Source organism: Shewanella sp., assembly GCF_048265805.1.
Classification (GTDB): Bacteria; Pseudomonadota; Gammaproteobacteria; order Enterobacterales; family Shewanellaceae; genus Shewanella.
Genome location: NZ_JBLXAT010000004.1, coordinates 163,735 through 186,618, shown reverse-complemented (window position 1 = coordinate 186,618; position 22,884 = coordinate 163,735). Strand labels below are relative to the sequence as shown.

The window sequence follows — 22,884 nt, the reverse complement described above, 5'->3', positions numbered from 1 at the left end:
TATGTACCAGCAGCACTTTGGCTTGCAAACTTTGCCGTTTGCGTTAACCCCCAACACCGGATTCTTTTTCGGTTTAGCGCCGCATGTTGAGGCGCTACAAGTGCTGCAAGTTGCGTTGCAAAGTGGTGAGGGATTCATCAAGGTGACGGGTGAAGTCGGCACCGGCAAAACATTAATCTGCCGGAAATTGCTCAACGATCTGCCCGACAGCTTTGTTTGTGCTTATCTGCCTAATCCCTATTTAACGCCTGCTGAGCTACGCATGGCGGTAGCGCAAGAGCTGGGTATCGACATTAGCAGTGTGCATGACCAACAACAGCTGACAGGCGTGATCCAGCAGCGGCTACTCGCCTTAAGTGCGGCAGATAAACAGATTGTGTTGGTGTTGGATGAGGCGCAAGCACTGCCGGATGACAGCCTTGAAGCGCTGCGATTATTTACCAATTTAGAAACTGAGCTGCGCAAGTTGGTGCAAGTGGTGTTGTTTGGTCAGCCGGAGCTCGACCAACGATTGGCGCAGCCGCAGTTACGTCAGTTACGGCAACGGATCACCTTTAGTTATCAGCTAAGGCCATTAACGCAAGCCGAAGTGGCCGCTTATGTGCGTCATCGTCTGGCGGTCTCAGGTTATCAAGGGCGGCCGTTGTTTAACGCACGCGCTCTCAAGTTGCTGTTTATCGGTTCGCGCGGAGTGCCACGGTTGATTAACATTTTGGCGCATAAGGCACTAATGCTGAGTTACGGTGCCGGCGAAGATGGGATCAACGCCGGACATATTCGGTTGGCGATAGGTGACACTGAAGATGCTCAGCCGCTATCACACTGGCACTGGTGGTTACTTAGCGGCGCGTTATTGTTAGTGATGACGGCATTGATATTGGTATGGCGAGGAACGCTATGAGTGTAGTCAATCGAATGCTGAAAGACTTGGATAAGCGCCAACAGCAACATGCGTTTCCGCCAGTAGCGCAGGCCAATATTCCCGCCGCTCGCGGTCGCAGCGGTTGGCGGTGGTTAGCCATTGGCATTTTGTTAGGCGCGCTGTTATTTGCGGTGGGTTGGTGGTTGCTGAGTCAGGCGAATACGTCGTCAGCCAGTTTACCCGCATTAGTGACCATTGATGCCACGGCACCGAATACTCAACCCACGCCGCCAGCTGCGGCGAAAAGTCCTGCGCCTGAACCCGTTGTCGCGGCCAGCGAGAAAAACGACACGCATGTTGATGTGGCGGCTGCACAGAACGCTGCTCCAGCAGCAAGCATCGCGCCAGCTGATGCTACGGTGACGACAGCCACAGACGATACCACCACCGTAGCTGCAACGGCAGCGCCCGCTGATGAGCCGCCGGTGTCAGTCAAGGCAGCGCAACCGTCTACAGTTGCTGCTTCTGCGGCAGTACTGACGACGGCTGAACCTCTGACCGCTAAGTCAAGTGCTGAGGCAACATCAGCCGCGAATAATGCCAACGGGGCGAACGCGCCGAGCGCCGCCGTGGCTCAGCCTGTTGAGATAGCGACTGACGCGCCAACCCCCGCGGCTAAAACCCGTCGCCAAGCGCAGCAATTACAGATCACCGCGGTAGAACTTACCCCTGCGCAATTGGCGCAAAAGCAGTTACAGCAGGCCAAAACGGCATTAGATCAAGGCGATAACGCCGAAGCCATCGGGCTGTTACGCCAAGCATTGCAGCATGATGCAGGTTTACATGAAGCGCGCCGCCAACTGGCCGCGCTGTATTTCGCTGCGGGCAATCTCAGCGATGCCGAAGCCATTTTGCAATTGGGCGTGCAGCGCTTTCCGGCCCATGAAGAGTTTTGGCTGTTATTAGCACGAGTGCAGTTGGCGGGCAGCCAATGGACCGCAGCCGATGGCAGTCTGTCGCATATCAGTGATACCTCGACGCTGGCGCCGGAGAAATGGCTCGCCAAAATCCAGATCGCGCAACAAGCGCAGCAATGGCCGGCGGTGCAACAAGGTTATGAGCAATTGATTCGCATAGCCCCAAGTAATAGCCGTTGGCACTTTGGCTTAGCCCATGCGCTGGATGTGCAGGGCCAATATGCCGCAGCGGTGAGCGAGTACCAACAAGCGTTGAACCTAACGGGATTATCGGTGGATGCCCGCGCCTATATTGAAAAACGCTTAGTGCAGATAGGAGATTTACGTTGAAACCCAGACTCAAAATGCGTCTCGGGGATCTGCTAGTACAAGAGCAGATTATCACCGAGGAACAACTGCACAATGCGCTGGCGGAGCAACGCAGTACTGGCCGCAAGCTCGGCTATACCCTGATCAATCTTAACTACATCAGCGAAGATCAGATGCTGCAATTCCTGTCGCAGCAGTTAAGTATTCCTGTGATCGATATCAGCCGCCGCGTGATTCCACAAAGCGTGGTGACGCTGCTGTCGGAAGTACAAGCGCGTCGTTTCCGTGCATTACCGATTGAAGCTGATGCGGATTCGGTGCTGATAGCCATGAGCGATCCCGCCGATCTCCAAGCCTTAGATGAACTGGAATTATTGCTCGCGCCACGGCAGCTGAACTTAGCCGTAGTGAAGGAGCGGCAGCTGTTCACCGCCTTTGAGAATCTTTATCGTCTCACCAGCCAGATTGCCGAAATGGCAGGGCAGTTGGAGGAGGAATACTCCGCTGGTGAGCAGTTTGACCTCAGTGCGATTACCGCCGCCGACACTGACAACGAAACCACCGTTGTTAAGTTACTGCAGTCTATTTTTGAAGATGCGGTACAGATCCGCGCTTCAGATATTCATATCGAACCTGGCGAACATACCCTGCGTATTCGGCAGCGGGTCGACGGCTTACTGCAAGAAACTGAGCTGAAAGAGGTCAACATTGCCGCCGCCTTGGTACTGCGCTTGAAGTTGATGGCGGGGCTGGATATTTCCGAAAAGCGTTTGCCGCAAGATGGCCGTTTTCACATCGATGTTAAAGGCCATCACATCGATGTGCGTATGTCGACCATGCCGATTTATCACGGCGAATCGGTGGTGATGCGTTTGCTGGATCAATCCGCTGGCCTGCTAACGCTAGCACAGACTGGGATGCCCGATGATATTTTGCAGCGGGTGCGGCGTCAGATTAAACGGCCGCATGGCTTGCTGCTGGTGACCGGCCCCACAGGTAGCGGTAAAACCACCACCTTATACGGCATTTTGAGTGAGCTTAATAAGGCAGAGCGCAAGATCATCACCGTAGAAGATCCCGTGGAATACCAACTGCCGCGTATCAACCAAGTGCAGGTGAACCACAAAATCGGCCTCGATTTTGCCAACGTGCTGCGTACCACGTTGCGGCAAGACCCCGACGTCATCATGGTCGGTGAGATGCGTGACCGTGAAACCGTCGAAATTGGGCTGCGCGGTGCGCTAACGGGGCACTTTGTGTTATCCACCCTGCACACCAACGACGCCATCACCAGCGCGCTGCGTTTGATTGATATGGGCGCGGCGGGCTATCTGGTGGCGAGCGCCTTGCGGGTGATTATTTCCCAGCGGTTGATCCGCCGTGTGTGTGACCATTGCGCCGAGGATTATCAACTCACCACGCAGGAACGCACTTGGCTCAGCAGCAGTGCGCGGGTGGACTTTAGCCAAGCAAGCTTCCGTAAAGGCTACGGTTGCCAAAGCTGTTCCGGCACTGGCTATCGCGGTCGGGTCGGGGTGTTTGAAGTGTTAGAGCTGGACGAAGCGATGATCGATGCCATGCGAGCTGGCGATCCAGAAAAATTTGCCCGCGTTGCCAAACAATCAGCCTTGTTTAAGCCATTGTTGCAATCGGCGTTGGAATATCTGTTTCAAGGCTTGACCACGCTAGAAGAAGTGGCCAACTTAGTTGAAGATGTATCAGATCCCCAGATCCCCGTGGCTGATGCGTTGAGCACAGGAGCTGAATAATGCCGATCTTCGAATATCGTGGACGAGATGCAAGCGGCCAAGCGGTCACTGGACGCCTAGAGGCGACCAATGCCAACGCGGCTGCCGATCAGTTGATGTCTCGTGCCGTTATTCCGTTGGCGCTAAAGGAAGCTAAGCACAAGCAGCAGGTGGATATTGCCGCGCTATTTCGCCGCCGCATCAGCTTAGATGAACTGCAAATATTTACGCGGCAGATGTACTCGCTCACGCGCAGCGGTATTCCGATTTTGCGCGCCATCTCTGGTTTGGCCGAATCCACCCATTCCAAACGTTTGAAGGCCGCGCTGGAGCAAGTTGCGGAGCAATTGACCTCTGGCTTTACGCTATCGTCGGCGATGAATCAGCATCCCGATATCTTTGATCCGCTGTTTATCTCGATGGTACACGTGGGTGAAAACACCGGTAAGTTGGAAGAGGTGTTCTACCAACTGTCGCAATATATTGAGCGTGAACAGGAAACGCGGCGGCGTATCAAAGCTGCCATGCGTTATCCGATTTTTGTGTTGCTAGCCGTCGCTATTGCGCTGGTAGTGCTCAATATTTTTGTTATCCCCAAATTCGCCGACATGTTTAGCCGTTTTCACGCTGAGTTGCCGTGGGCGACCAAACTGCTGATCGGCACCTCTAGCTTGTTTGTGCATTACTGGCCGCTTATTTTGATACTGCTGGTGGGTAGCTATTTCGGCGTGCGTTACTGGGTGAAAACCGAGCGCGGCCAGTGGCAATGGGACAAAATGAAACTACGCATTCCGGTGGTGGGTTCGATCATCGAGCGCTCCACTTTAGCGCGTTATTGTCGCAGCTTTGCCATGATGCTCAGTGCTGGTGTGCCGATGACGCACGCCTTGAGTTTGGTGGCCGATGCGGTAGATAACCGCTACATGCACGACAGCATTGTGGATATGCGCCACGGTATCGAGGCGGGCGAGTCGATGCTGCGGGTATCGCGCACCAGTGGCCTGTTTACCCCGCTGGTGCTGCAGATGGTGGCCGTGGGAGAAGAAACCGGACAGATTGAACAACTGCTCAATGACGCCGCCGACTTTTATGAAGGTGAAGTCGATTATGATTTGAAGAACTTAACCGCCAAACTCGAGCCGATTTTGATCGGTATTGTGGCGGTGATTGTACTGATTCTGGCGTTGGGTATTTACCTGCCGATGTGGGATATGCTCAATGTGGTTAAAGGTGGCCGCTAATGCCGCTGGCACCGCAGTCTGAAGCTAAGTCGCTTGGACTGTTTCGACAGCTAGTGGCGGTGGTGGTGGTGTTACTGATTTTAGCGGTATTGGCGCAGCGCTATTTTAGTGGCGTTAACAATGTCTCAGCACAGAGTCTAGCGATGGAACATACTCGGCTGATTAACGTATTGGCCATGGTTCGCTCGCAATGGCAGAGCTTAGGCCGCCCCGCACAGTTACAGGCCGATTGGTTGCTGCACCAACAAGCTGCCAGCAGCTTAACCATGGCGAGTGGTGGCTGGCCAACGGTGACGGAGAGCAGCGTCGCAGGTTGTGAGCAGTTATGGACACAACTGCTGGGCATTACCCCAGCGCAAGCCGAAATCGGCGTGGACTTCGTGGCGCAATCGCAGGTGTGCCAGTTTTTTGCGGCGAGTGGCCAACGGTTGGAATATCAACTTAGCACGGGTCAGCTGTATTACTTTGCTGACGGCAACCAATAGCAGGTGTTGAGCAGTTCTTGGCGGGGCGCTGGGCTATTCAAAATTTCCTGAAGTGCATTAGATTTTATATAGTTACCTGCTAGAATCGAACAGATTCAGAGGAGAGCAGCATGCAACGTAAAGTACAGGGGTTTTCACTGATCGAGCTGGTGATCGTCATCATGATCCTCGGCTTATTGGCGGCAACTGCCATTCCACGTTTTCTTAATGTGGCTGATGACGCTGAAAATGCCAGTGTGGAAGGTGTGGCAGGCGGCTTATCTACCGCGGTGAGCTTTGTACGCTCGCAGTGGGAGGTGGACGGACGCCGCAATAACTCCGTGATATTAGACGGCACCAGTATCAGCCTAGATATGCGCTTTGGTTTTCCTACCGGTACGGGGAATACCTCGGCCACCAATATGACCGATGCCAGTTGCCAAAGCGTATTTAACAGTGTGCTGCAAAGCGCGCCCAAAAACGTTATTTACACTGCCGATGCGCGTGATCAACGCTACACTGTCAGGGTTGAGGATGGTGCTGGCGGTACAGTGAACTCTTTGGCTGGCGAATCAGTCAGTGGAGTCGATGTGTGTGTTTATCATCAAGTGGCTTCGTTGCGACTTGATCAAACCAGTGGGGTAGCGAGTCCCGCTCCCACACAAACCACTGCCGACGCAAACGGCATAGTATACAATCCGGCCACAGGTCAGGTGTTTACGTTTACGAATTAGCCTTAATAGGGAAATTCGATATTAATACCAAACGTTCTAAGGAAATTGAAAAATGCAAAAACAACAAGGTTTTACCCTGATTGAATTAGTGGTAGTGATCATCATCTTAGGGATCCTTGCCGTGGTCGCCGCACCTAAGTTTATCAACCTGCAGTCGGATGCGCGTGGTTCAACTTTGAAGGGTATGAAGGCCGCCATTGAGGGCGCTAACTCAATGGTTTATTCAAAAGCCGTTCTTCAAGGTGCTCAAAATGGCACAGGGACAGTTGATATAAATGGTACTGAAACGACCGATGATGACATAAGTACTGTGAATGGTTATTTAGCGGCAACCCAAACTTCACTGCAAGCTGGATTGGATGTCACTTTTGACTCTGGGAATAATCCTAGTGCTACTGGTAGTAATGACTGGGTTATCAATGCTCCAGAGGGTGGTACAACAGCTCAAATTTGGCAACGTGGTGCACCAGCTGATGCAGGAGCAGATGATACTGCAACTTCGTGTAGCTTGACTTATACACAGTCAACTGGGGCAGGTGTTAAGCCAACCATTACAGTTGATACTTCAGGCTGTTAATCACTTTAGGTGAGCCCATATGCTCACCTAATGATTTAGCTTCATGATTCTTAGGACGCGGCGAAATGTTCTAGCTTTCACGCTCATCGAACTGGTCGTCACCATTTTATTGTTGGCGATCATTTCGGTGGTGGTACTGCCGCGTTTTTTTGGCGCGTCTTCCTATAGTGCCTTTGCTTTACGGCAGGAGATCATCGCCGAGCTGCGGCGTGATCAACTGCTGGCATTCAATAATAGTGACCGCTGTTTTCGGCTAAATGTCACTGATAGCGGTTACCAACTCCTTCACTTAACGCAAGATTGCAGCGCCGAAATTTTTCAAGAATCCCTACAAGAATGGCCGCGAGGTGCGCAGTTGCAACTCGATGGCCGTAATCAATTTTCCATTCTGTTTGACACACTTGGTCGTCCGCAACTCAGTTGCACTGAAAGTTGTTTGCAGGCCGTCGCTGATGATGTATTACCGATAGTTGTCGAGCCGGAAGGATATATCCATGAAGGCTAAGCGTGGTTTTACCCTCATTGAGCTGATTGTCGGCATGTTGGTATTTAGCATCGCCATTGTGTTGCTCACTAGCGTGTTGTTTCCGCAAAGTGACCGCGCAGCGCAGACCCTTCAACGCGTGCGCGCGGCGGAGTTGGCTCAGAGTGTGCTCAATGAAATCTGGGGCAAGGCGTACGACGATGAAACCCCCATCGGCGGTGTGCCTGCTGCATGTAATCCGAATGACATTGATAGTCTCTGTAGTAATCCTAATGGTGGTTCGCCTATTGTATGTAAACAAAATGGCAACAATAGTCCGTGTAGAAGTCATATCGGCCCAGAGGAAGGGGAAGGACGCAACGATTTTGACGATGTCGATGACTATGATGGCATGACCGAAACGGCCTCACAGCTTAATAGCAACCGTACTTATGAAGATGATTATTCAGGATACCTACTGCAGGTTAATGTGAGCCATGGTGCGGTGGATAATACTAAGTTAATTCACATTGTCGTCACCACACCGCAGGGTGAGCCAATCGCCTTTGATGCGGTGAGGAGCAACTACTGATGCGCCGCGCCACACGAGGTTTCACCTTAGTTGAACTGGTCACCGTGCTGGTGTTGCTGGGGATTCTTGCCGTTGGTGTCAGTAGCTTTTTGATTTTCGGCACCCGTATTTTTGTTGATTCAGCAGCGATTGACCGGATCATCGGCAGTAGCCGCTATGCCATGGAGCGTATGACTCGCGAGTTGCGTAGCTCGGTGCCGGGCAGTTTGCGCCTGAACGACAACGGCACCGTACAGTGCTTGGAGTTTGTGCCGATTGCAGCAAGTAGTAGTTATCTGGAGATGCCCTTTGAGAGCAGTAGCAACCAAGGGCGCATATTTACCCCGTCCATTCCATTACAGTCTGGCTGGCAGTTAATCATCTATCCGCTGACGAGTGATGAGATCTACGATGATCGGCTAGATAAGCGTTTTACCATCGCCAGTAGTTCCACGACTGGTGACACTACTCAGGTTAATTTTGACCGCAGTGTGCGCTTTGCGGAAGCCTCGCCCGCGCAGCGTTTTTATGCAGCATCCAGCCCCGTTAGTTACTGTTTCTTCGTTAGTGGCGAGTTAGTTCGCTACCAAGGTTATGGCTATAGCCGCAGTCAGAACTTACCGCCTGCCAGCACCGGCGTGTTGATGGCAGAAAATATGGCTAACGATTTTAGCCAACAGTTGCCAGTCACCATCGCCCCTGCCAGCTTAACCAACAATGCCATTGTGCAGTTGTCGCCACGTTTTGCTGTCGCGGGAGAATCATTTACCTATCAACATCAAGTGCAGGTGTTCAATGTGCCATAGTTATCCTAGGCGCCTTGGGTGCCAACAGCAGCGTGGCGCGGCCTTGATGATTGCCTTGTTTATCATTGTGGTGATGGCGATATTGGTCACTAGCCTGATCAACATTGGCTCGGATGCCGATGAAGGCGTCAATATAGAGGTGTGGAGTTTACGCGCGTTTAACGCGGCTAACAGTGGCGCAGATGCGGCGTTAGCACAACTGTTTCCGCTAGATGGCAGTGCACCCAATTGCGCAAACGTCAGTAACAAGTGGGCACCGCCAGCTAGTGTCGGATTCAGCGGTTGCAAAGCTGTCGAGCTAAGTTGTACTACCTTAACAGCGGATAGTTTATCTTTGTATCGGATTACCAGCCAAGCCGTATGCCAAACAGGTGTATGTGATGCGGCAAATACTGGCAATAGCCCATGTTTGCGCGTACACCGCAGTGTGGAGGTAGAAGCACGTGATAGCGAATAACGGTTGGCTCAAATTCCGAGCCACGATGTCGGCATTGGTTTGCGGCGTTACCTTACTGCTATCCCTGCTGGGTGGTTCAGCGCAGGCATTTGAACAGATCAACTATCAAAATGTGTTTCCCGCCGTTGCGCAAGGGACGAGATCCTCTTTAGATTTGTTGTGTCTGCTGGTCGATAGGCCGCAGCTTGGCATATACAACAGCAGTAAAATCAACGGCACTAGGGGCAATCGTTTACAGTATTGTAATTCCAATCTTGGGGCTGGCATGCCAACTGATGCCTGTGATACCGCTGGAGCGAACCGTGATTATTGTCGAATTAATGGTTCATCACAGGTGCGCTTATCAACCAGTGGCAGTAACAGTTTTTTATATTCAGCTAGCCGTTATGACGGTAGTAGCAGTAGCAACATCGGTTATTGTAATTACGGTGACCAGTTACGACTCGGCTACGATGGTCGCAGTCAGTTCAACAGTGTCAGTTTGTACAGCAACTGTGATTTGTCGTTTTCTTCCGCGCAAACGGAATACCGTTTGCGCTCACTCGCTATCGGTGGCGGGGCGACAGTGACGCTCAGTTCTGGCGATTTTTGGATCGAATCACTCTATGTTAATGGCAATGGTCATCTACGTATCGAGGGTACTGCACGGGTGTTTGTTAACCAAGGTGCATTGAACAATGGGCTTATCGATAAAGGTGAAGCCAGTGCGTTAACGTTAGTATCCTACGGTGATTTTTCTATGAATGGCGCTAGCCGCTTGCAAGGCTATGTTTATACTAACAACCGCCTCTTCATGAATGGCAGTTCTGTGCTGGAGGGGCGAGTGACCGTTGGGGCCCTCTCCATGACTGGCAGCAGCGTGATCAATGATGCCGATCGCTATACCCTGCCAAACCTTAGCTGTTTTACTGATGATTTTTCATCATCAACCCTACCTAACTGGGTGGTAGCCAGCAGTAGTGGTAACTTCACTCCTGCACCAGTGAATGGCCGTTTGCGGATGACACAAGCACAATCCAATGAAGCCACCTCTGCCACTTATCAACGGCTGTTTCCTGGCGCGGGAAACTACGTCACCGTAGAGTTTAACCATTACGCCTATGGTGGCAGCGGCGCTGATGGCATGGCATTGGTGTTATCCGATGCGGCGGTTACCCCTCGCCCGGGAGCGTTTGGTGGCCCGCTAGGCTATGGTTACAAGCCCGGTATTGGGGGATTTGCGGGTGGTTGGCTCGGGATTGGCCTCGATGAATACGGTAACTACTCATCCGAAGGGGGAGATAACAACTATGCGGGCATTTTACGGCAAACCGTGGCGCTGCGTGGTTCTGGCCGCGGCACCTCGGGCTATAATTTCTTGGCGGCGGTGTGCGATACATCAACATTGAACTATCGGCTGTATGGCATCTGTATGTCGCCGAGCATTGATAACAACAACGGCCAGAATCATCAATATCGTGTCACACTCGATAGCCGTAACAGTGGGCGCACTGTGCTCAAAATTGAGCGCAATACCGGTAATGGCTACCGCACGATTGTGGATAATTTCAACGTGTTGAACCGTGCGGGTCAGGTGGCTTTGCCGCAAAACCTGCTGTTATCCTTGACGGGCTCAACTGGCCAAAGTGATAACGTGCACGAGATCGATAATCTACGGATTTGCGCATTGAACTCGACCCCCATTACTGGCGTGATCGATCACTTTGAAATTGAAATTAACGACTCACCGCTCACCTGTACGCCGCTGAGTATGACGCTTAAAGCTTGCAAAAATGCCTCTTGCAATGAGTTGTATACCGACCCTGTGACGGCAACATTAGCGCCTGAAGGCAATTCATGGCTGCCGAACAACCCAGTGAGTTTTTCTGGCGGATCGACCACCATTGAGCTTGCTCATACTCAGCCGGGCCCAGTGACGCTTGATGTGATTGGCTCCGCTCCCGTGACTAAAGCCTTTAGCACCACCTTGTGCCGCCAAAACGGCGGGGCACTCTCTAATGCGGCGTGTACCGTGAATTTTAGCGACAGTGGCTTTGTGTTTGATGTACCGGATAAGTTAGCGGCCAAGCCAGCGGATGTGCTGATCAAAGCGGTCAAAAAAGATGACATAACCAAACGCTGCGTCAGTGCTTTTGCTTCGACCCAAAAGAGTCTGAAATTCTGGTCAAATGTGGTCGAGCGGCCGAGCATTGCTGGTTACACACCTCCGCCTGTGACGGTGGATAGTCGTGCGATTGGTACCGCTGCTGCGACCACCCAAGCACAAGTTGTGCAGTTTAATCACCAGGGCGAAGCAACGATAACGGTTAACTACGATGATGCGGGCAAATTGGCGTTGCACGCCCAATATATCGGCAGCGGTATTGATACTGGTTTGGTGATGGAGGGGAATGACGCGTTTGTCAGTTTTCCTGTCGGCCTGTGCGTTAGCGCACCTGAACCTAACGCCGACTGTGCCTCGGCGAGCGCGAGCTGCTCGGCATTTCGTGCAGCGGGGGAGCCGTTCACACTGAATATTAAGGCTAAGCGTTGGCAAAACGATAACGACAGTAATATCTGCAGCAACGGCGATACGCCATCCTTCGCGATGAATTCCATCACGTTGGCACATCAGTTGGTTGCGCCACAAAATGGTCAGCTGGGTGAACTGGCGCAACGTGATTATGTGCAACAGGCGAGTGTTAATGGCACCAATGTGCAGCAGTCGGTCTCTGAAGTGGGTGTGTTCAACTTCTCCGCCTACAGCCAATTGCCCTATTTAGGTTCGCAAGCATTGACTATTGCTGCCTATCCATCTGATGCCGTTGGCCGTTTTTATCCAGCAGGCTTTAAGGCGGAAAATACCAGCGTAACGCCGGGCTGTGGTGCGTTTACCTATATGGATCAGCCATTCGCGCTTAGCACCGATTTGCAGGCGATCAATCGTAGTGGACAGCTGACGCTGAATTACACTGGCAGCTTTGCTGATGGTGCGCCGCGGTTGCAAGCCGCCAATAACCTCGATGGTATTGATCTATCGTCCCGTCTCTCGGCGTTAGCCGGCACATGGACAAATGGAGAAATGAGATTTAGCCAAGCGTCAGTGACCTTCTCGCGACTGCCAGCACCGCAAGCGGATGGGCCGTTCGCTACTTTAGCGTTAGGGGTATTGATCGATGACCGCGATCTGGTACCTATGATTGACGCAGATATGCGTGCCAATGCGGTAGGCAGTTGTACTGGCAGTTGTAATGCGCAGCAATTAGCGACGTTAGACGTGCGCCTTGGTCGCGCCGTGTTATCCGACACCTATGGCCCTTCAAATCAGCCGATCATGATGGCGGGTACTAGCCAATATTGGGATGGACAACAGTGGCGCAAGAACACCGATGACAGTTGTAGTGTGGTTGATGGACAAATGCAGAGCTTAGTGAATGACCACGATTGGGGATATTTATTTGAGCCTGAGTTGCAGTCGCCACAAGTTATTGACAGAGAGGGGGCTCCAGCAGCGGTCAACCAAGGGGAATTTGGTATTCGCTGGAAATCATCGGGGGATTATCAAGGTAAGGTCACCGCCCCTGTTGAAGTGCAAGACTATCTCAAATGGTATTGGCAATTCGATGGTGCAACGAATGTGCTGCAAGATCCGCGTGGCAGTGTCTACTTCGGCCGTTATCGTGGTAATGACCGCATCATCAATTGGCGTGAGCTACCTTAATTTGCCACGAGCAATAGCCGATCGCTATTGCTCGTGCGCTTATGCGCCGATAATTCATCAATGACCGAATTGCGCGATGATGTTATCGAACTGCTGATAAAATAGGCAATTTACGTCACTTTAATGACACTTTGCCATCAATGAGCAACTCAGTTGGAAAAAAATGCCATTCGTCAGCGTTTGTTAGCCTTGTCAGTCTTGTGGAACTAGGGAGGCATTGATAAAGTTAACCGATTTTCAAATCATCTTCTCCGACTCCACAAATTACAGGCTAGTTACATGTTGAAAAAGCTGCGTGGCATTTTTTCGAATGATCTTTCGATCGACTTAGGTACCGCCAACACCTTAATTTATGTCCGAAACGAAGGCATCGTACTGAACGAACCTTCTGTTGTTGCTATTCGAGTGGATCGCAGCGGCAATAGTCAGCGTTCTATTGCCGCCGTCGGGATGGAAGCAAAACAGATGCTGGGTCGTACCCCAGGCAATATTCAAGCAATTCGCCCAATGAAAGATGGCGTGATTGCCGATTTTCACGTGACTGAAAAAATGCTGCAGTACTTTATCAAACAAGTACATAACAACAGTTTTTTACGTCCAAGCCCTCGCGTTTTAGTCTGTGTTCCTGTCGGAGCGACCCAAGTTGAACGCCGCGCGATTAAAGAATCAGCCATGGGCGCTGGTGCACGTGAAGTCTATTTGATTGAAGAGCCAATGGCCGCTGCCATTGGTGCCGGTTTGCCAGTGTCAGAAGCGACAGGTTCTATGGTGGTTGATATCGGTGGAGGTACTACCGAGGTGGCCATTATCTCTTTGAATGGTGTGGTGTATTCGTCATCTGTGCGTATCGGCGGCGACAAGTTTGATGAAGCGATCATCAACTACGTACGTCGTAACTACGGCAGCCTGATTGGTGAAGCCACCGCAGAGCGTATCAAGCACACCATAGGTACTGCTTATCCTGGCGATGAAGTGCTAGAGATTGAAGTCCGTGGCCGTAATCTGGCCGAAGGTGTACCAAGAAGCTTCACGCTGAACAGCAATGAAATTTTAGAAGCATTGCAAGAGCCGCTGTCTGGCATTGTCAGTGCTGTGATGGCCGCACTGGAGCAATCGCCTCCAGAATTGGCGTCTGATATTTCTGAGCGCGGTATGGTGCTCACAGGCGGCGGTGCATTACTGCGTGATTTGGATCGCCTGCTGATGCAAGAAACTGGTATCCCAGTGATGCTGGCAGAAGATCCGTTAACTTGTGTGGCCCGCGGTGGTGGTAAAGCGATTGAAATGATCGATATCCACGGTGGTGACCTATTCTCGGAAGAGACTTGAGCTAACAGTTCAGTATAAGGCGGTCTAGCACCGCCTTCTCTTTATTATGACGCCAATATTTGCTCGTAGCGTTTCACATCAATTTCGTCTCACACTGGCGGTTATTCTGTCGGTGGCTTTGCTATTTGCCAATAAAAAGCTCGAACCAGCACGCGAGGCGCTCGCCTCAGTGCTCAGCCCAATGCAATATGTTGCCACTGCGCCTGGCTCGCTGTTTGATTGGGGCGCTGAAAACCTCGCCTCACTCAGCATGCTGAAAAAGCAAAACCAAGAGCTATTGCGCCAGCAAGTGATGATGAGTGAACGTTTGCAGCGATTTGAACATCTGCGCCAAGAAAACCAACGCCTGCGGGCACTGCTCGGTTCACCGCTGCATATGGACGCCAAAAAGATGGTGGCCGAAGTGGTGGAAGTGGCCAGCGATCCGTTTCATCAATTTGTGGTGATTAATCACGGCAGTAAAGAGGGCGTATTTGTTGGGCAGCCCGTGGTGGATGCGCAAGGGGTGGTGGGTCAAGTGGTGGAGGTGAACGCACTGACGTCGCGAGTCCTGCTGATCTCTGATCCGAAGCAGGGCGTTCCCGTGCGGATTACTCGGAACGATGTGCGGGTAGTTGCTAATGGTACGGGCGAACTCGATCAGTTAGATCTGCGTTATGTGGCCAAAAGCACCGACATCAAAGTGGGTGATTTACTGGTAACTTCAGGCTTAGGCAACCGTTTCCCTGAGGGCTATCCGGTGGCGCGGGTGATGACCATTAACCGCGATGATGGGCAGAATTACTTAAAAGTGACGGCACAGCCAATGGCGGCATTAGATCGTATTCGTTACCTGCTGTTGATTTGGCCGGAGCATCCCCCCGCGGAGGATGTTGCCCCCGCTGCCACTGAGCCAACAACGACTGAGGATGTGAGCCAATGACATTAGAACATGCTCATGGTCGGTTGGTGGTGTGGTGTTCGCTGCTGATTGGTTTACTGTTTGAGTTAATGCCTATTCCCGATGCGGTGATGCCGTTTCGACCGGATTGGTTACTGCTGATCATGATCTATTGGGCGATGGCGCTACCGCATCGCTACAACATTTTGACTGCCTTTGTGATTGGAACTCTGCTGGATGTGCTACTCGGCGCACACTTGGGGGTACGTTCCTTGGCATATTCTATAGTTATCTACCTGATTGTGATGAACTTTCAGCGTTTAAGAACCTTCCCCGTATTGCAGCAATCGGTGCTTATTGGCTTTGCGCTGTGTTGCTATCATCTGATTGTATTTTGGGTGCAGTTTCTATTAGATCGCCCGCCATTCTCGATTGAATTAATATTACCAGCGGTATCTGGCATGATTTTGTGGCGTTGGATCTACTGGATGCTGCGCCGCTTACGCCGTCGCTATAAGGTAAAGTAAATGACATTGATTTTAGCTTCTGCTTCGCCACGGCGACGGGAATTATTGGCGCAACTGGGCCTCGGCAACACGACATTTCAGTTCAGCGTGCAACCCGCAGATATTGATGAATCGTTGCATGAGGGCGAAGCGCCCGCGTCATTTGTGTGCCGTTTAGCGCAAGAAAAAGCGCAAGCTGGCCTAGCGGCAAGTGGCGATGCCGCTGCGGTCGTGCTGGGCTCGGATACCATTGTGGTGTGTGATGACACTATTCTCGGAAAACCTAGCGACAGCGCCGATGCTGTTGCCATGCTGTCGTCGCTCAGTGGTCGAACGCACCAAGTGCTGACCGCTGTCGCTTTGTGTTCAGCGCATCGTACCGAGTCAGTACTCGTATGTACGGAAGTGACGTTTACTGAGCTAACCGCCGCGCAAATTCATGCATATATTGCCAGTGGTGAGCCGATGGACAAAGCGGGCGCGTATGGCATTCAGGGGCTGGGTGGCAGTTTTGTCAAACAATTGCATGGCAGCTACTCTGCGGTGGTGGGATTACCGTTAGTGGAAACCCGCGAGTTATTGCAAAAAATGAACATTATTTAAGGCTTAGTAGGCATAAACCTACCTAATTGAGCAGATTTCACTGCCCGCAATCGATAGAATCAGAACATCAGCGTTTTCAACAGGGGTAAATTGTGAGTTCCACTGGCATAGTCAATAGCAAAACACCGCGTAAGGCAGGTTCAGAGCTGTTGATCAACGTGACTCCAACCGAAGCCAGAGTTGCCTTGATCGAGCATGGTGTATTGCAGGAAGTTCATATCGAACGCCGCATGAAACGTGGCTTGGTTGGCAATATCTATAAAGGAAAAATCAGCCGCGTATTGCCCGGTATGCAAGCCGCCTTTGTTGATATTGGGCTCGAAAAAGCGGCCTTTTTACACGCTTCGGATATTTTCCCACACACAGAATGCGTCGCCGACGTTGAAAAAGGCAATTTCGTGGTGCGAGACATTGCTGAGTTGGTGCGGCAAGGGCAAGACATTATGGTTCAGGTGGTGAAAGATCCTCTGGGCACTAAAGGCGCCCGTCTCACCACAGATATCACCTTGCCATCGCGCTACCTAGTGTTTATGCCGGGTTCGAGCCATATCGGCGTGTCACAACGGATTGAATCGGAAGAGGAGCGCGTGCGCCTCAAAGATATTACGGTGCCGTTTGTGGATGAAGATGGTGGCTTCATTATCCGTACCGCCGCTGAAGGCGCTGGGGCGGATGAGCTACGGCAGGATGCTGCATTTTTACGCCGCGTATGGGCGAAAGTTAGCGAGCGGCGTAAGCGCCCCGGCACCATGCTGCTGTATCAAGATTTAGCTTTGCCAGTGCGTGTAGTGCGTGATTTTGTTGGCCTCGAACTGGATAGCATTCAAGTCGATGCAGGCGGCACTGTCGAAGAGCTGCAACAGTTTGCGCATGAATTTATGCCGGAAGTGGCAGGTAAAATTGAACACTACACTGGTCCAGCGCCACTGTTTGATCTGTACGATGTTGAGAACGAAATCCAGCGCGCGCTGGAACGTAAAGTCGAACTGAAATCAGGCGGCTATCTGATTATCGATCAGACCGAAGCCATGACCACTGTGGATATCAATACTGGCGGTTTTGTTGGCCATCGCAATCTCGAAGAAACCATCTTCAACACCAATATGGAAGCCACGCTAGCAATCGCTCGCCAGCTCAGGTTGCGCAACCTCGGTGGCATTATCATTATCGACTTTATCGATATGACCAACGAAGAGCACAAAGCGCGCGTGCTGAACAGTTTGGCGAACGCGTTGTCCAAAGACAGAGTGAAAACCAATATTTCCGGCTTCAGCGGCTTGGGACTGGTCGAGATGACGCGCAAGCGTACCCGTGAAAGTTTGGAGCATGTGCTGTGTGGCGAATGTCCCGCATGCCGTGGTGCGGGGTCAATGAAGACGGTAGAAACTGTGTCTTACGAGGTCTTCCGCGAAATCATCCGCCTTGACCGTACCTATAAAGCCGATGAATTTTTAATCTACTGCGCTCCTGCGGTGTATGAGACCTTAGCCGCTGATGAAGCGCATTCGCTGGCGGAGTTGGAGGTCTATATTGGCAAACGGGTACGGCTGCAGTGCGAACCTATGTATGTGCAAAGTAAGTTTGATGTGGTGATGGTTTAGTGACGTTACGCTGGCGCTCTTTTAAGTTTGGCCGTTTATTGGGGCAATTTTTAGCCCTCATCTTAGTGCTGTTTGCGCTGATGGTCAGTCTTATTCGCGGTTTGCTGCCGCAGCTTGATGCTGAGCGCTTAGAGCAATATGTGGCTGAGCAATATGGCGTGCAGGTAGAGCTGGGGCGTTTGTCCGCTAAATGGCAGGCCTACGGGCCGTCGGTCAATATCGACTCGGTGACCTTGCCGGAACAGGGTGAACTGCCCGTCAGTTTTAATATCAATAACGTACAGATAAAACTCGATTTCTGGCAGACGTTGTTGACCCTATCACCCCAGGTCGAAAACGTTAATTTTGGTAACGTCTATCTGGCATTAGATCTGGATAAAATCGGTGGCGACGAGCGTAATGCTCCCGCCGTCCAGCCACTGCATAAGACCCATCTTGATTGGCTTTATAGTTTATTGCTGGAACAGTTACAGCAATACTCCATCGACAACGCCACCGTGCAGTTGTTATCCGCTAGCCACCGGTATCGCCCGATCCAACTGCAGCAGCTCCGCTGGCTAAACCATGGTGAAAAACATCGTGCCAATGGTGCGTTATATCTGGATAAAGTCCCCATGGGTGGGCAGCACTTACTGCTCAACGTTGACTTAAGCGGTAACGGCAACAAACCTGATTCCATCAAAGGGCAATTGTATCTGGCGGCGAACGAGCTGAATTTAGGCGCATGGGCCTCTGAACATAGCAAAGCGTTAGATGAACCTTTGTCGATTCCGCTGCAAGGTGTGGTCAATCTGCAAGCATGGTTTGATGTGGCTCATCGCAGCATTGAACGCGGCTTAGTGCAATTTGGCCATTCGGTGTTGGACTGGCAACAACAAGATGAGCAGCAAAATTTCACCATTGATGGTGGTCAACTGTTGTGGCAAAAGCGTGCTGATGGCTGGCAACTATCGAGCCGCGACTTAGCGTTTAGCAGTAACCAACAGCCATGGCAGGATTTTTCTATTTACGCCGCCAAACGGCAACAGCAGCTCTTTGGGCATGTATCCAGTTTTGCGCTGGAGCAGTTACGGCCATTAGTGCCATTAATCCCTGCTATCACCCCTGAGCATCTAAGCCAATTGCTGGCGCTGGACGCCAAAGGACAGGTTGAGCAGCTACAACTCTATCAAGCGGCCAATGAGCCGTTACAGCTACAGGTGCCAATTAAGTCGCTGAGTTGGCAGGCCGTTGCGGCAATCCCCGGTACTGAGCCTATCGACATTGAGCTGGGCAGTCATGGCAGCTTCTTGAGTGCGCGGTTACCGGCACAACATTATCAATTGAGTTTTACTGACCAATTTAACGGGCCAATTGCCGTTGATGGCGAGGCGATTGACGTCGGTTTTGATACTGCCTCGCAGCAGCTGTTGGTGCCATCATTGGTACTCAATAATGCCGACCTCAGTTTAGATGCTAGCGCGCGGCTGAGCTTTGCCGATACACCCGACCTCAGCCTTACCGCCTCGTTAGCCCTGCACGATTTATCGCAGGCACATCGTTACTTCCCGATTAAGGCGATGGGAGAAGATCTGAGCCACTATCTCACCGAGGCCATTAAAGCGGGTCACAGCGAAGATGCGCGGGTGGCATGGCGCGGGCCGTTAAGTGGATTCCCATACGCTGAGCATCAAGGGGTTTTTCAGGCGGCGTTTACCTTGCAAGAAGGTACATTTGCCTTTCAACCAGATTGGCCCGCAGCGGACAAGTTGACCTTAGCGGCTCTGTTTGAAAACGACAGCATGGCCATTGATGTGCAGCAAGGCATGTTGAAAAAAGTGGATATTAGCGGTGCCCAAGTTAGCATTCCGACCATGGACGCGCACAGCCACCTGATAGTTAACGCCGACCTTCATGCTAACGGGCCTGATGTGACCCAAGTGATAGCGCAGTCGCCACTTACTAGCGTCAGTTCAACCTTGAATGTGATTAATATTCGCGATGCCATCAATGGTTCACTCGCGTTAGATATTCCGTTGTATGCCGGCGGTAAGCCGGATATTCATGGCAAAGTGGTGCTAGATAACAATACGGTTTATGTCAGTAAACCGGGGGTGTTACTGCGCAAGCTCAATGGTGAAGTCACCTTTGATAATGACGTGGTGCACAGTGATAAAATCACCGGCTTGATGTACCAACAACCGCTGCGGATGGACTTTACCACTGGCCGCAACAATGATGACTTTGGTGTAACGGTGCATCTCGACGGCGACTGGGATCTCGATAAGTTGCCACAAGAGCTCAACAATCCGCTGCAGTCGTTCTACGCTGGCAAAATGCGTTGGAAAGGTTATTTGCAGCTGATTTTTGATGAAGGTGGTTTTCGCATTCAGGCTAACGCCGATACTGATCTAAAACGCAGCGAACTGACATTGCCTGCGCCGTTTAATAAAGCCAAAGGCCAAACGTTGAAAGTCTCCGCCGAACTGCTTGGCGATAATAAACAGGCGTCGTTGGGGATCCGCATGGCTGACCTCGCCGAGTTTTGGGGCAGCTTTGATGTTACAGAAGAACGACTTAAACATTACGACATCATGCTTGGCCGCCTGTTCCGCAGCGGCGACCAGCTCAACAAAGCGGATGGCAAATTGTGGTTGGCGTTAAAAGACACGCAATTTAGTGATTGGCAGCCAGTGATTGAATCTTTCCTCGACTTTAATAAGCCCGCGGCGGATAGCCAAACGGCAGCAAACAGAGCCGCGAGCGATACACCTGCTACCGCTAAGCCAGCGACCACCGAATCAACCGTTGCATCGACGGCTACAGCATCACACGCGGCGGCCAAACGGGGATTCTTCCCGCCTTTAGTGGCGATTGGTGGCACGGTGGCGCAGCTTGATATGTTGGGGCAACGATTCACCCAAGTCTCGTTAGATGCGCAGGATACCCAATCATCTTGGTTATTCAATATTGACGCGCCAGCCTTTGCTGGCAGTATCGAAATTTTCCCAGATTGGTGGCAGCAAGGATTAAAAGTGGTGGCCTCTCGAGTGTACCTTAATGCCACACCACCGTTGGTGGCCGCCAATGGCGCAGCACCTGCGGTAGACAATGCGCTTACGCAACTACCGCCGTTGGCGCTGGATATTGCCGATTTTAGTTATCAAGGTCGGTCGTTAGGCCACTTAGTTATGCAAGGTGCGCCCGCGCCGAAGGGCTATCATTTTCAGATGTTTTCACTCAATGCTCCGCAAGGAAATCTGCAAGGCAGTGGTGATTGGATTACGGAAGGCAATAACCGTACCTCAGTTAAATTCGCGCTGGATGCCGAGAACTTTGAAAAGCTGGCGGCGGTGTTTGATGTGACGCCAGGGGTGAAAGATTCACCGTTGAAAGTTAAGGCCGAATTAGATTGGGCTGGCGGGCCGAGCGACTTTAATCTGTCATCGCTTAGTGGCAAGGTACGCTTTGATTTAGGCAAAGGCCATATGGAGCAGTTGAGCGATAAGGGCGCGCGTATTTTCTCGCTGTTTAGCCTCGACTCCATTCTGCGTAAGTTGTCGCTCGATTTCTCGGACGTGTTTGGTAAAGGGCTGTATTTCAACTCTTTTAACGGTGATTTAGCGTTAGATAATGGCATCTTACAAACCACCAATACCGAAATGGATGCAGTTGCGGGCACCATGAAAGTGCGCGGTTATACTAACTTGGTGAGTGAAAGCCTGAATTACGACATCAGTTTTGCACCGAAACTCGCTTCCAGCGTGCCTACCGTGGTGTTGTTGAGTACCAGCGCGTGGACCATGGGGATCGGTGCTTTTGCCTTGACGAAAGTACTGGAACCGGTGATTGAGGTGATATCCGAAATCCGCTTCCGCCTAACTGGCACTATCAGCGAGCCCAAGCTGGAAGAGTTAGAGCGTAAGAGTAAAGAGATTGAAATTCCAAAAAGTATTTTGCCTGAAGATAAGCAAGGCGAGGCGGGTGCTGAGGATAACAACTTAGGCCCTGATAGCGATGCAAGTACGGATAGCCAAGCTCCTGCTGCCAATGCCCCTACGCCATCTGAACATACGCCAACGGTTGCTAGCCAAAGCCCGAGTACGCAGGCCAACAGCGCGCCGCTGTCGGTCACATCTGCCGCCAATGATGATACGGTAGCGCCAGTTACTCCGTCACCAAGCAAGGAAACGCAGCATGCAAGTGAGTCTGTTACAGTGCCAGAGCAGCCGCAAGCCCGCCGAGAATCTGGCGTTTATCCAGCAGCAGCTTAAACAACTTCCGCGTCAGCCAGAGCAGCCACAACTGGTGGTATTACCTGAGTGTGCCTTACTATTTGGGGGGCATGAAGGGGAACAATTAGCTTGGTCTGCCGCCGATGCGCCGCTTGATCTTATCGCTGAACTTGCCGCGTTAGCGTGTCAATATCAAGTCTATCTGGTCGGCGGTACAGTGCCGGTGGCGAGTGGTGATGGCCGAGTATACAGTCGTAGTATCTTATTTGATGACCAAGGTTGCGAGGTCGGTAGTTACGACAAACTGCACCTGTTCGATGTTGATGTCAGTGACAACACTGGCAGCTATCGCGAGAGCGACACCTTCTGTGGCGGTGACCATCTTACAGTATTACCTACACCATTTGGCCAATTAGGCCTAACGGTATGTTACGATTTACGTTTTGCAGACCTGTTTCGTGCTCTACGCTTACAAGGTGCGGAGTTAATTGTCGTGCCAGCGGCGTTTACCAAAGTCACTGGCGCCGCGCATTGGGAAGTGTTACTGCGAGCGCGGGCGATTGAAAGCCAATGCTACCTTCTCGCCGCGGGGCAATGGGGCGCCCATAATCAAGGTGGCCGCGAAACGTGGGGACAATCGATGATTATTGACCCATGGGGGCGGGTGCTAGCGCAACAGGCCAGCGGTACCGGTTGGGTACAAGCACCCATCGACCTGTCGCTAGTTGCACAGATCCGCCAAGATATGCCAGTCTGCCAACACAATCGATTTGCTGCACCGCAATTACTGCCGTTGCAGCCTAAATAGTTTTCAATCACAAGATCTTAGTGAGAGTGCATTC

General features: G+C 51.7%; 19 protein-coding genes. All 19 read left to right on the top strand.

Annotated elements, in window-relative coordinates:
• The first annotated feature begins 1 nt into the window (after position 1).
• A complete protein-coding gene (locus ACN0TT_RS04355; RefSeq protein WP_417760923.1) occupies positions 2-901 on the top strand; it encodes an ExeA family protein in 900 nt (299 codons plus the stop codon).
• The gene (locus ACN0TT_RS04350; protein WP_417760922.1) at positions 898-2,169 is read left to right on the top strand and encodes a tetratricopeptide repeat protein; all 1,272 of its coding nucleotides are present in this window, start codon (positions 898-900) and stop codon (positions 2,167-2,169) included. Before ACN0TT_RS04355 ends, ACN0TT_RS04350 begins: the two co-directional genes overlap by 4 nt.
• Entirely contained in the window at positions 2,166-3,917 is a 1,752-nt protein-coding gene (locus tag ACN0TT_RS04345) for a GspE/PulE family protein (protein WP_417760921.1), read from the top strand. Before ACN0TT_RS04350 ends, ACN0TT_RS04345 begins: the two co-directional genes overlap by 4 nt.
• Positions 3,917-5,137 (top strand): type II secretion system F family protein, encoded by a 1,221-nt coding sequence (locus ACN0TT_RS04340; protein WP_417760920.1) that lies wholly within the window; start codon positions 3,917-3,919, stop codon positions 5,135-5,137. The genes ACN0TT_RS04345 and ACN0TT_RS04340 overlap by 1 nt, the downstream gene beginning before the upstream one ends.
• A complete protein-coding gene (locus ACN0TT_RS04335; protein WP_417760919.1) occupies positions 5,137-5,622 on the top strand; it encodes a hypothetical protein in 486 nt (161 codons plus the stop codon). Before ACN0TT_RS04340 ends, ACN0TT_RS04335 begins: the two co-directional genes overlap by 1 nt.
• A 110-nt stretch (positions 5,623-5,732) precedes the next feature.
• Entirely contained in the window at positions 5,733-6,335 is a 603-nt protein-coding gene (locus tag ACN0TT_RS04330) for a pilus assembly FimT family protein (protein ID WP_417760918.1), read from the top strand.
• Positions 6,336-6,387: 52 nt separating this feature from the next.
• A complete protein-coding gene (locus tag ACN0TT_RS04325; RefSeq protein WP_417760917.1) occupies positions 6,388-6,912 on the top strand; it encodes a type II secretion system protein in 525 nt (174 codons plus the stop codon).
• A gap of 43 nt (positions 6,913-6,955) precedes the next feature.
• Positions 6,956-7,417 (top strand): type II secretion system protein, encoded by a 462-nt coding sequence (locus ACN0TT_RS04320; RefSeq protein ID WP_417760916.1) that lies wholly within the window; start codon positions 6,956-6,958, stop codon positions 7,415-7,417.
• Entirely contained in the window at positions 7,407-7,967 is a 561-nt protein-coding gene (locus ACN0TT_RS04315; protein WP_417760915.1) for a type IV pilus modification PilV family protein, read from the top strand. Before ACN0TT_RS04320 ends, ACN0TT_RS04315 begins: the two co-directional genes overlap by 11 nt.
• Positions 7,967-8,752: a prepilin-type N-terminal cleavage/methylation domain-containing protein gene (locus ACN0TT_RS04310; RefSeq protein ID WP_417760914.1), complete on the top strand. Its 786-nt coding sequence runs from the start codon at positions 7,967-7,969 to the stop codon at positions 8,750-8,752. The genes ACN0TT_RS04315 and ACN0TT_RS04310 overlap by 1 nt, the downstream gene beginning before the upstream one ends.
• Before the next feature lie 46 nt (positions 8,753-8,798).
• Positions 8,799-9,209 carry an MSHA biogenesis protein MshP gene (locus ACN0TT_RS04305; protein WP_417760913.1) on the top strand — a complete coding sequence of 137 codons (411 nt, stop codon included), beginning with the start codon at positions 8,799-8,801 and terminating at the stop codon, positions 9,207-9,209.
• Positions 9,196-12,909: a DUF6701 domain-containing protein gene (locus tag ACN0TT_RS04300; protein WP_417760912.1), complete on the top strand. Its 3,714-nt coding sequence runs from the start codon at positions 9,196-9,198 to the stop codon at positions 12,907-12,909. The genes ACN0TT_RS04305 and ACN0TT_RS04300 overlap by 14 nt, the downstream gene beginning before the upstream one ends.
• Before the next feature lie 279 nt (positions 12,910-13,188).
• Positions 13,189-14,238, top strand: a complete 1,050-nt coding sequence (locus tag ACN0TT_RS04295; protein ID WP_417760911.1) for a rod shape-determining protein — start codon at positions 13,189-13,191, stop codon at positions 14,236-14,238.
• Positions 14,239-14,284: 46 nt separating this feature from the next.
• Complete coding sequence (mreC, locus tag ACN0TT_RS04290) at positions 14,285-15,160, top strand: rod shape-determining protein MreC (RefSeq protein WP_417760910.1); 876 nt, start codon at positions 14,285-14,287, stop codon at positions 15,158-15,160.
• Positions 15,157-15,645, top strand: coding sequence for a rod shape-determining protein MreD (gene mreD / locus ACN0TT_RS04285; protein WP_417760909.1), 489 nt, complete (start codon positions 15,157-15,159; stop codon positions 15,643-15,645). Before mreC ends, mreD begins: the two co-directional genes overlap by 4 nt.
• On the top strand, positions 15,646-16,227 hold the full coding sequence (locus ACN0TT_RS04280; protein WP_417760908.1) for a Maf family protein: 582 nt from the start codon (positions 15,646-15,648) through the stop codon (positions 16,225-16,227).
• A 92-nt stretch (positions 16,228-16,319) separates the two neighbouring features.
• Entirely contained in the window at positions 16,320-17,828 is a 1,509-nt protein-coding gene (gene rng, locus ACN0TT_RS04275; protein ID WP_417760907.1) for a ribonuclease G, read from the top strand.
• The gene (locus ACN0TT_RS04270) at positions 17,828-22,081 is read left to right on the top strand and encodes a YhdP family protein (protein WP_417760906.1); all 4,254 of its coding nucleotides are present in this window, start codon (positions 17,828-17,830) and stop codon (positions 22,079-22,081) included. Before rng ends, ACN0TT_RS04270 begins: the two co-directional genes overlap by 1 nt.
• On the top strand, positions 22,005-22,850 hold the full coding sequence (locus ACN0TT_RS04265) for a carbon-nitrogen hydrolase family protein (RefSeq protein ID WP_417760905.1): 846 nt from the start codon (positions 22,005-22,007) through the stop codon (positions 22,848-22,850). Before ACN0TT_RS04270 ends, ACN0TT_RS04265 begins: the two co-directional genes overlap by 77 nt.
• Positions 22,851-22,884: the final 34 nt, after the last annotated feature.

What these genes read in the sequence shown, in the direction of transcription:
- mreC (WP_417760910.1), top strand. Translation starts at nt 14,285, where the DNA reads ATGACGCCAATATTTGCTCGTAGCGTTTCACATCAATTTCGTCTCACA.
- mreD (WP_417760909.1), top strand. Translation starts at nt 15,157, where the DNA reads ATGACATTAGAACATGCTCATGGTCGGTTGGTGGTGTGGTGTTCGCTG.
- ACN0TT_RS04350 (WP_417760922.1), top strand. Translation starts at nt 898, where the DNA reads ATGAGTGTAGTCAATCGAATGCTGAAAGACTTGGATAAGCGCCAACAG.
- ACN0TT_RS04320 (WP_417760916.1), top strand. Translation starts at nt 6,956, where the DNA reads ATGATTCTTAGGACGCGGCGAAATGTTCTAGCTTTCACGCTCATCGAA.
- ACN0TT_RS04330 (WP_417760918.1), top strand. Translation starts at nt 5,733, where the DNA reads ATGCAACGTAAAGTACAGGGGTTTTCACTGATCGAGCTGGTGATCGTC.
- ACN0TT_RS04280 (WP_417760908.1), top strand. Translation starts at nt 15,646, where the DNA reads ATGACATTGATTTTAGCTTCTGCTTCGCCACGGCGACGGGAATTATTG.
- ACN0TT_RS04335 (WP_417760919.1), top strand. Translation starts at nt 5,137, where the DNA reads ATGCCGCTGGCACCGCAGTCTGAAGCTAAGTCGCTTGGACTGTTTCGA.
- ACN0TT_RS04305 (WP_417760913.1), top strand. Translation starts at nt 8,799, where the DNA reads ATGATTGCCTTGTTTATCATTGTGGTGATGGCGATATTGGTCACTAGC.
- ACN0TT_RS04265 (WP_417760905.1), top strand. Translation starts at nt 22,005, where the DNA reads ATGCAAGTGAGTCTGTTACAGTGCCAGAGCAGCCGCAAGCCCGCCGAG.
- ACN0TT_RS04315 (WP_417760915.1), top strand. Translation starts at nt 7,407, where the DNA reads ATGAAGGCTAAGCGTGGTTTTACCCTCATTGAGCTGATTGTCGGCATG.
- ACN0TT_RS04355 (WP_417760923.1), top strand. Translation starts at nt 2, where the DNA reads ATGTACCAGCAGCACTTTGGCTTGCAAACTTTGCCGTTTGCGTTAACC.
- ACN0TT_RS04310 (WP_417760914.1), top strand. Translation starts at nt 7,967, where the DNA reads ATGCGCCGCGCCACACGAGGTTTCACCTTAGTTGAACTGGTCACCGTG.
- ACN0TT_RS04295 (WP_417760911.1), top strand. Translation starts at nt 13,189, where the DNA reads ATGTTGAAAAAGCTGCGTGGCATTTTTTCGAATGATCTTTCGATCGAC.
- ACN0TT_RS04325 (WP_417760917.1), top strand. Translation starts at nt 6,388, where the DNA reads ATGCAAAAACAACAAGGTTTTACCCTGATTGAATTAGTGGTAGTGATC.
- ACN0TT_RS04340 (WP_417760920.1), top strand. Translation starts at nt 3,917, where the DNA reads ATGCCGATCTTCGAATATCGTGGACGAGATGCAAGCGGCCAAGCGGTC.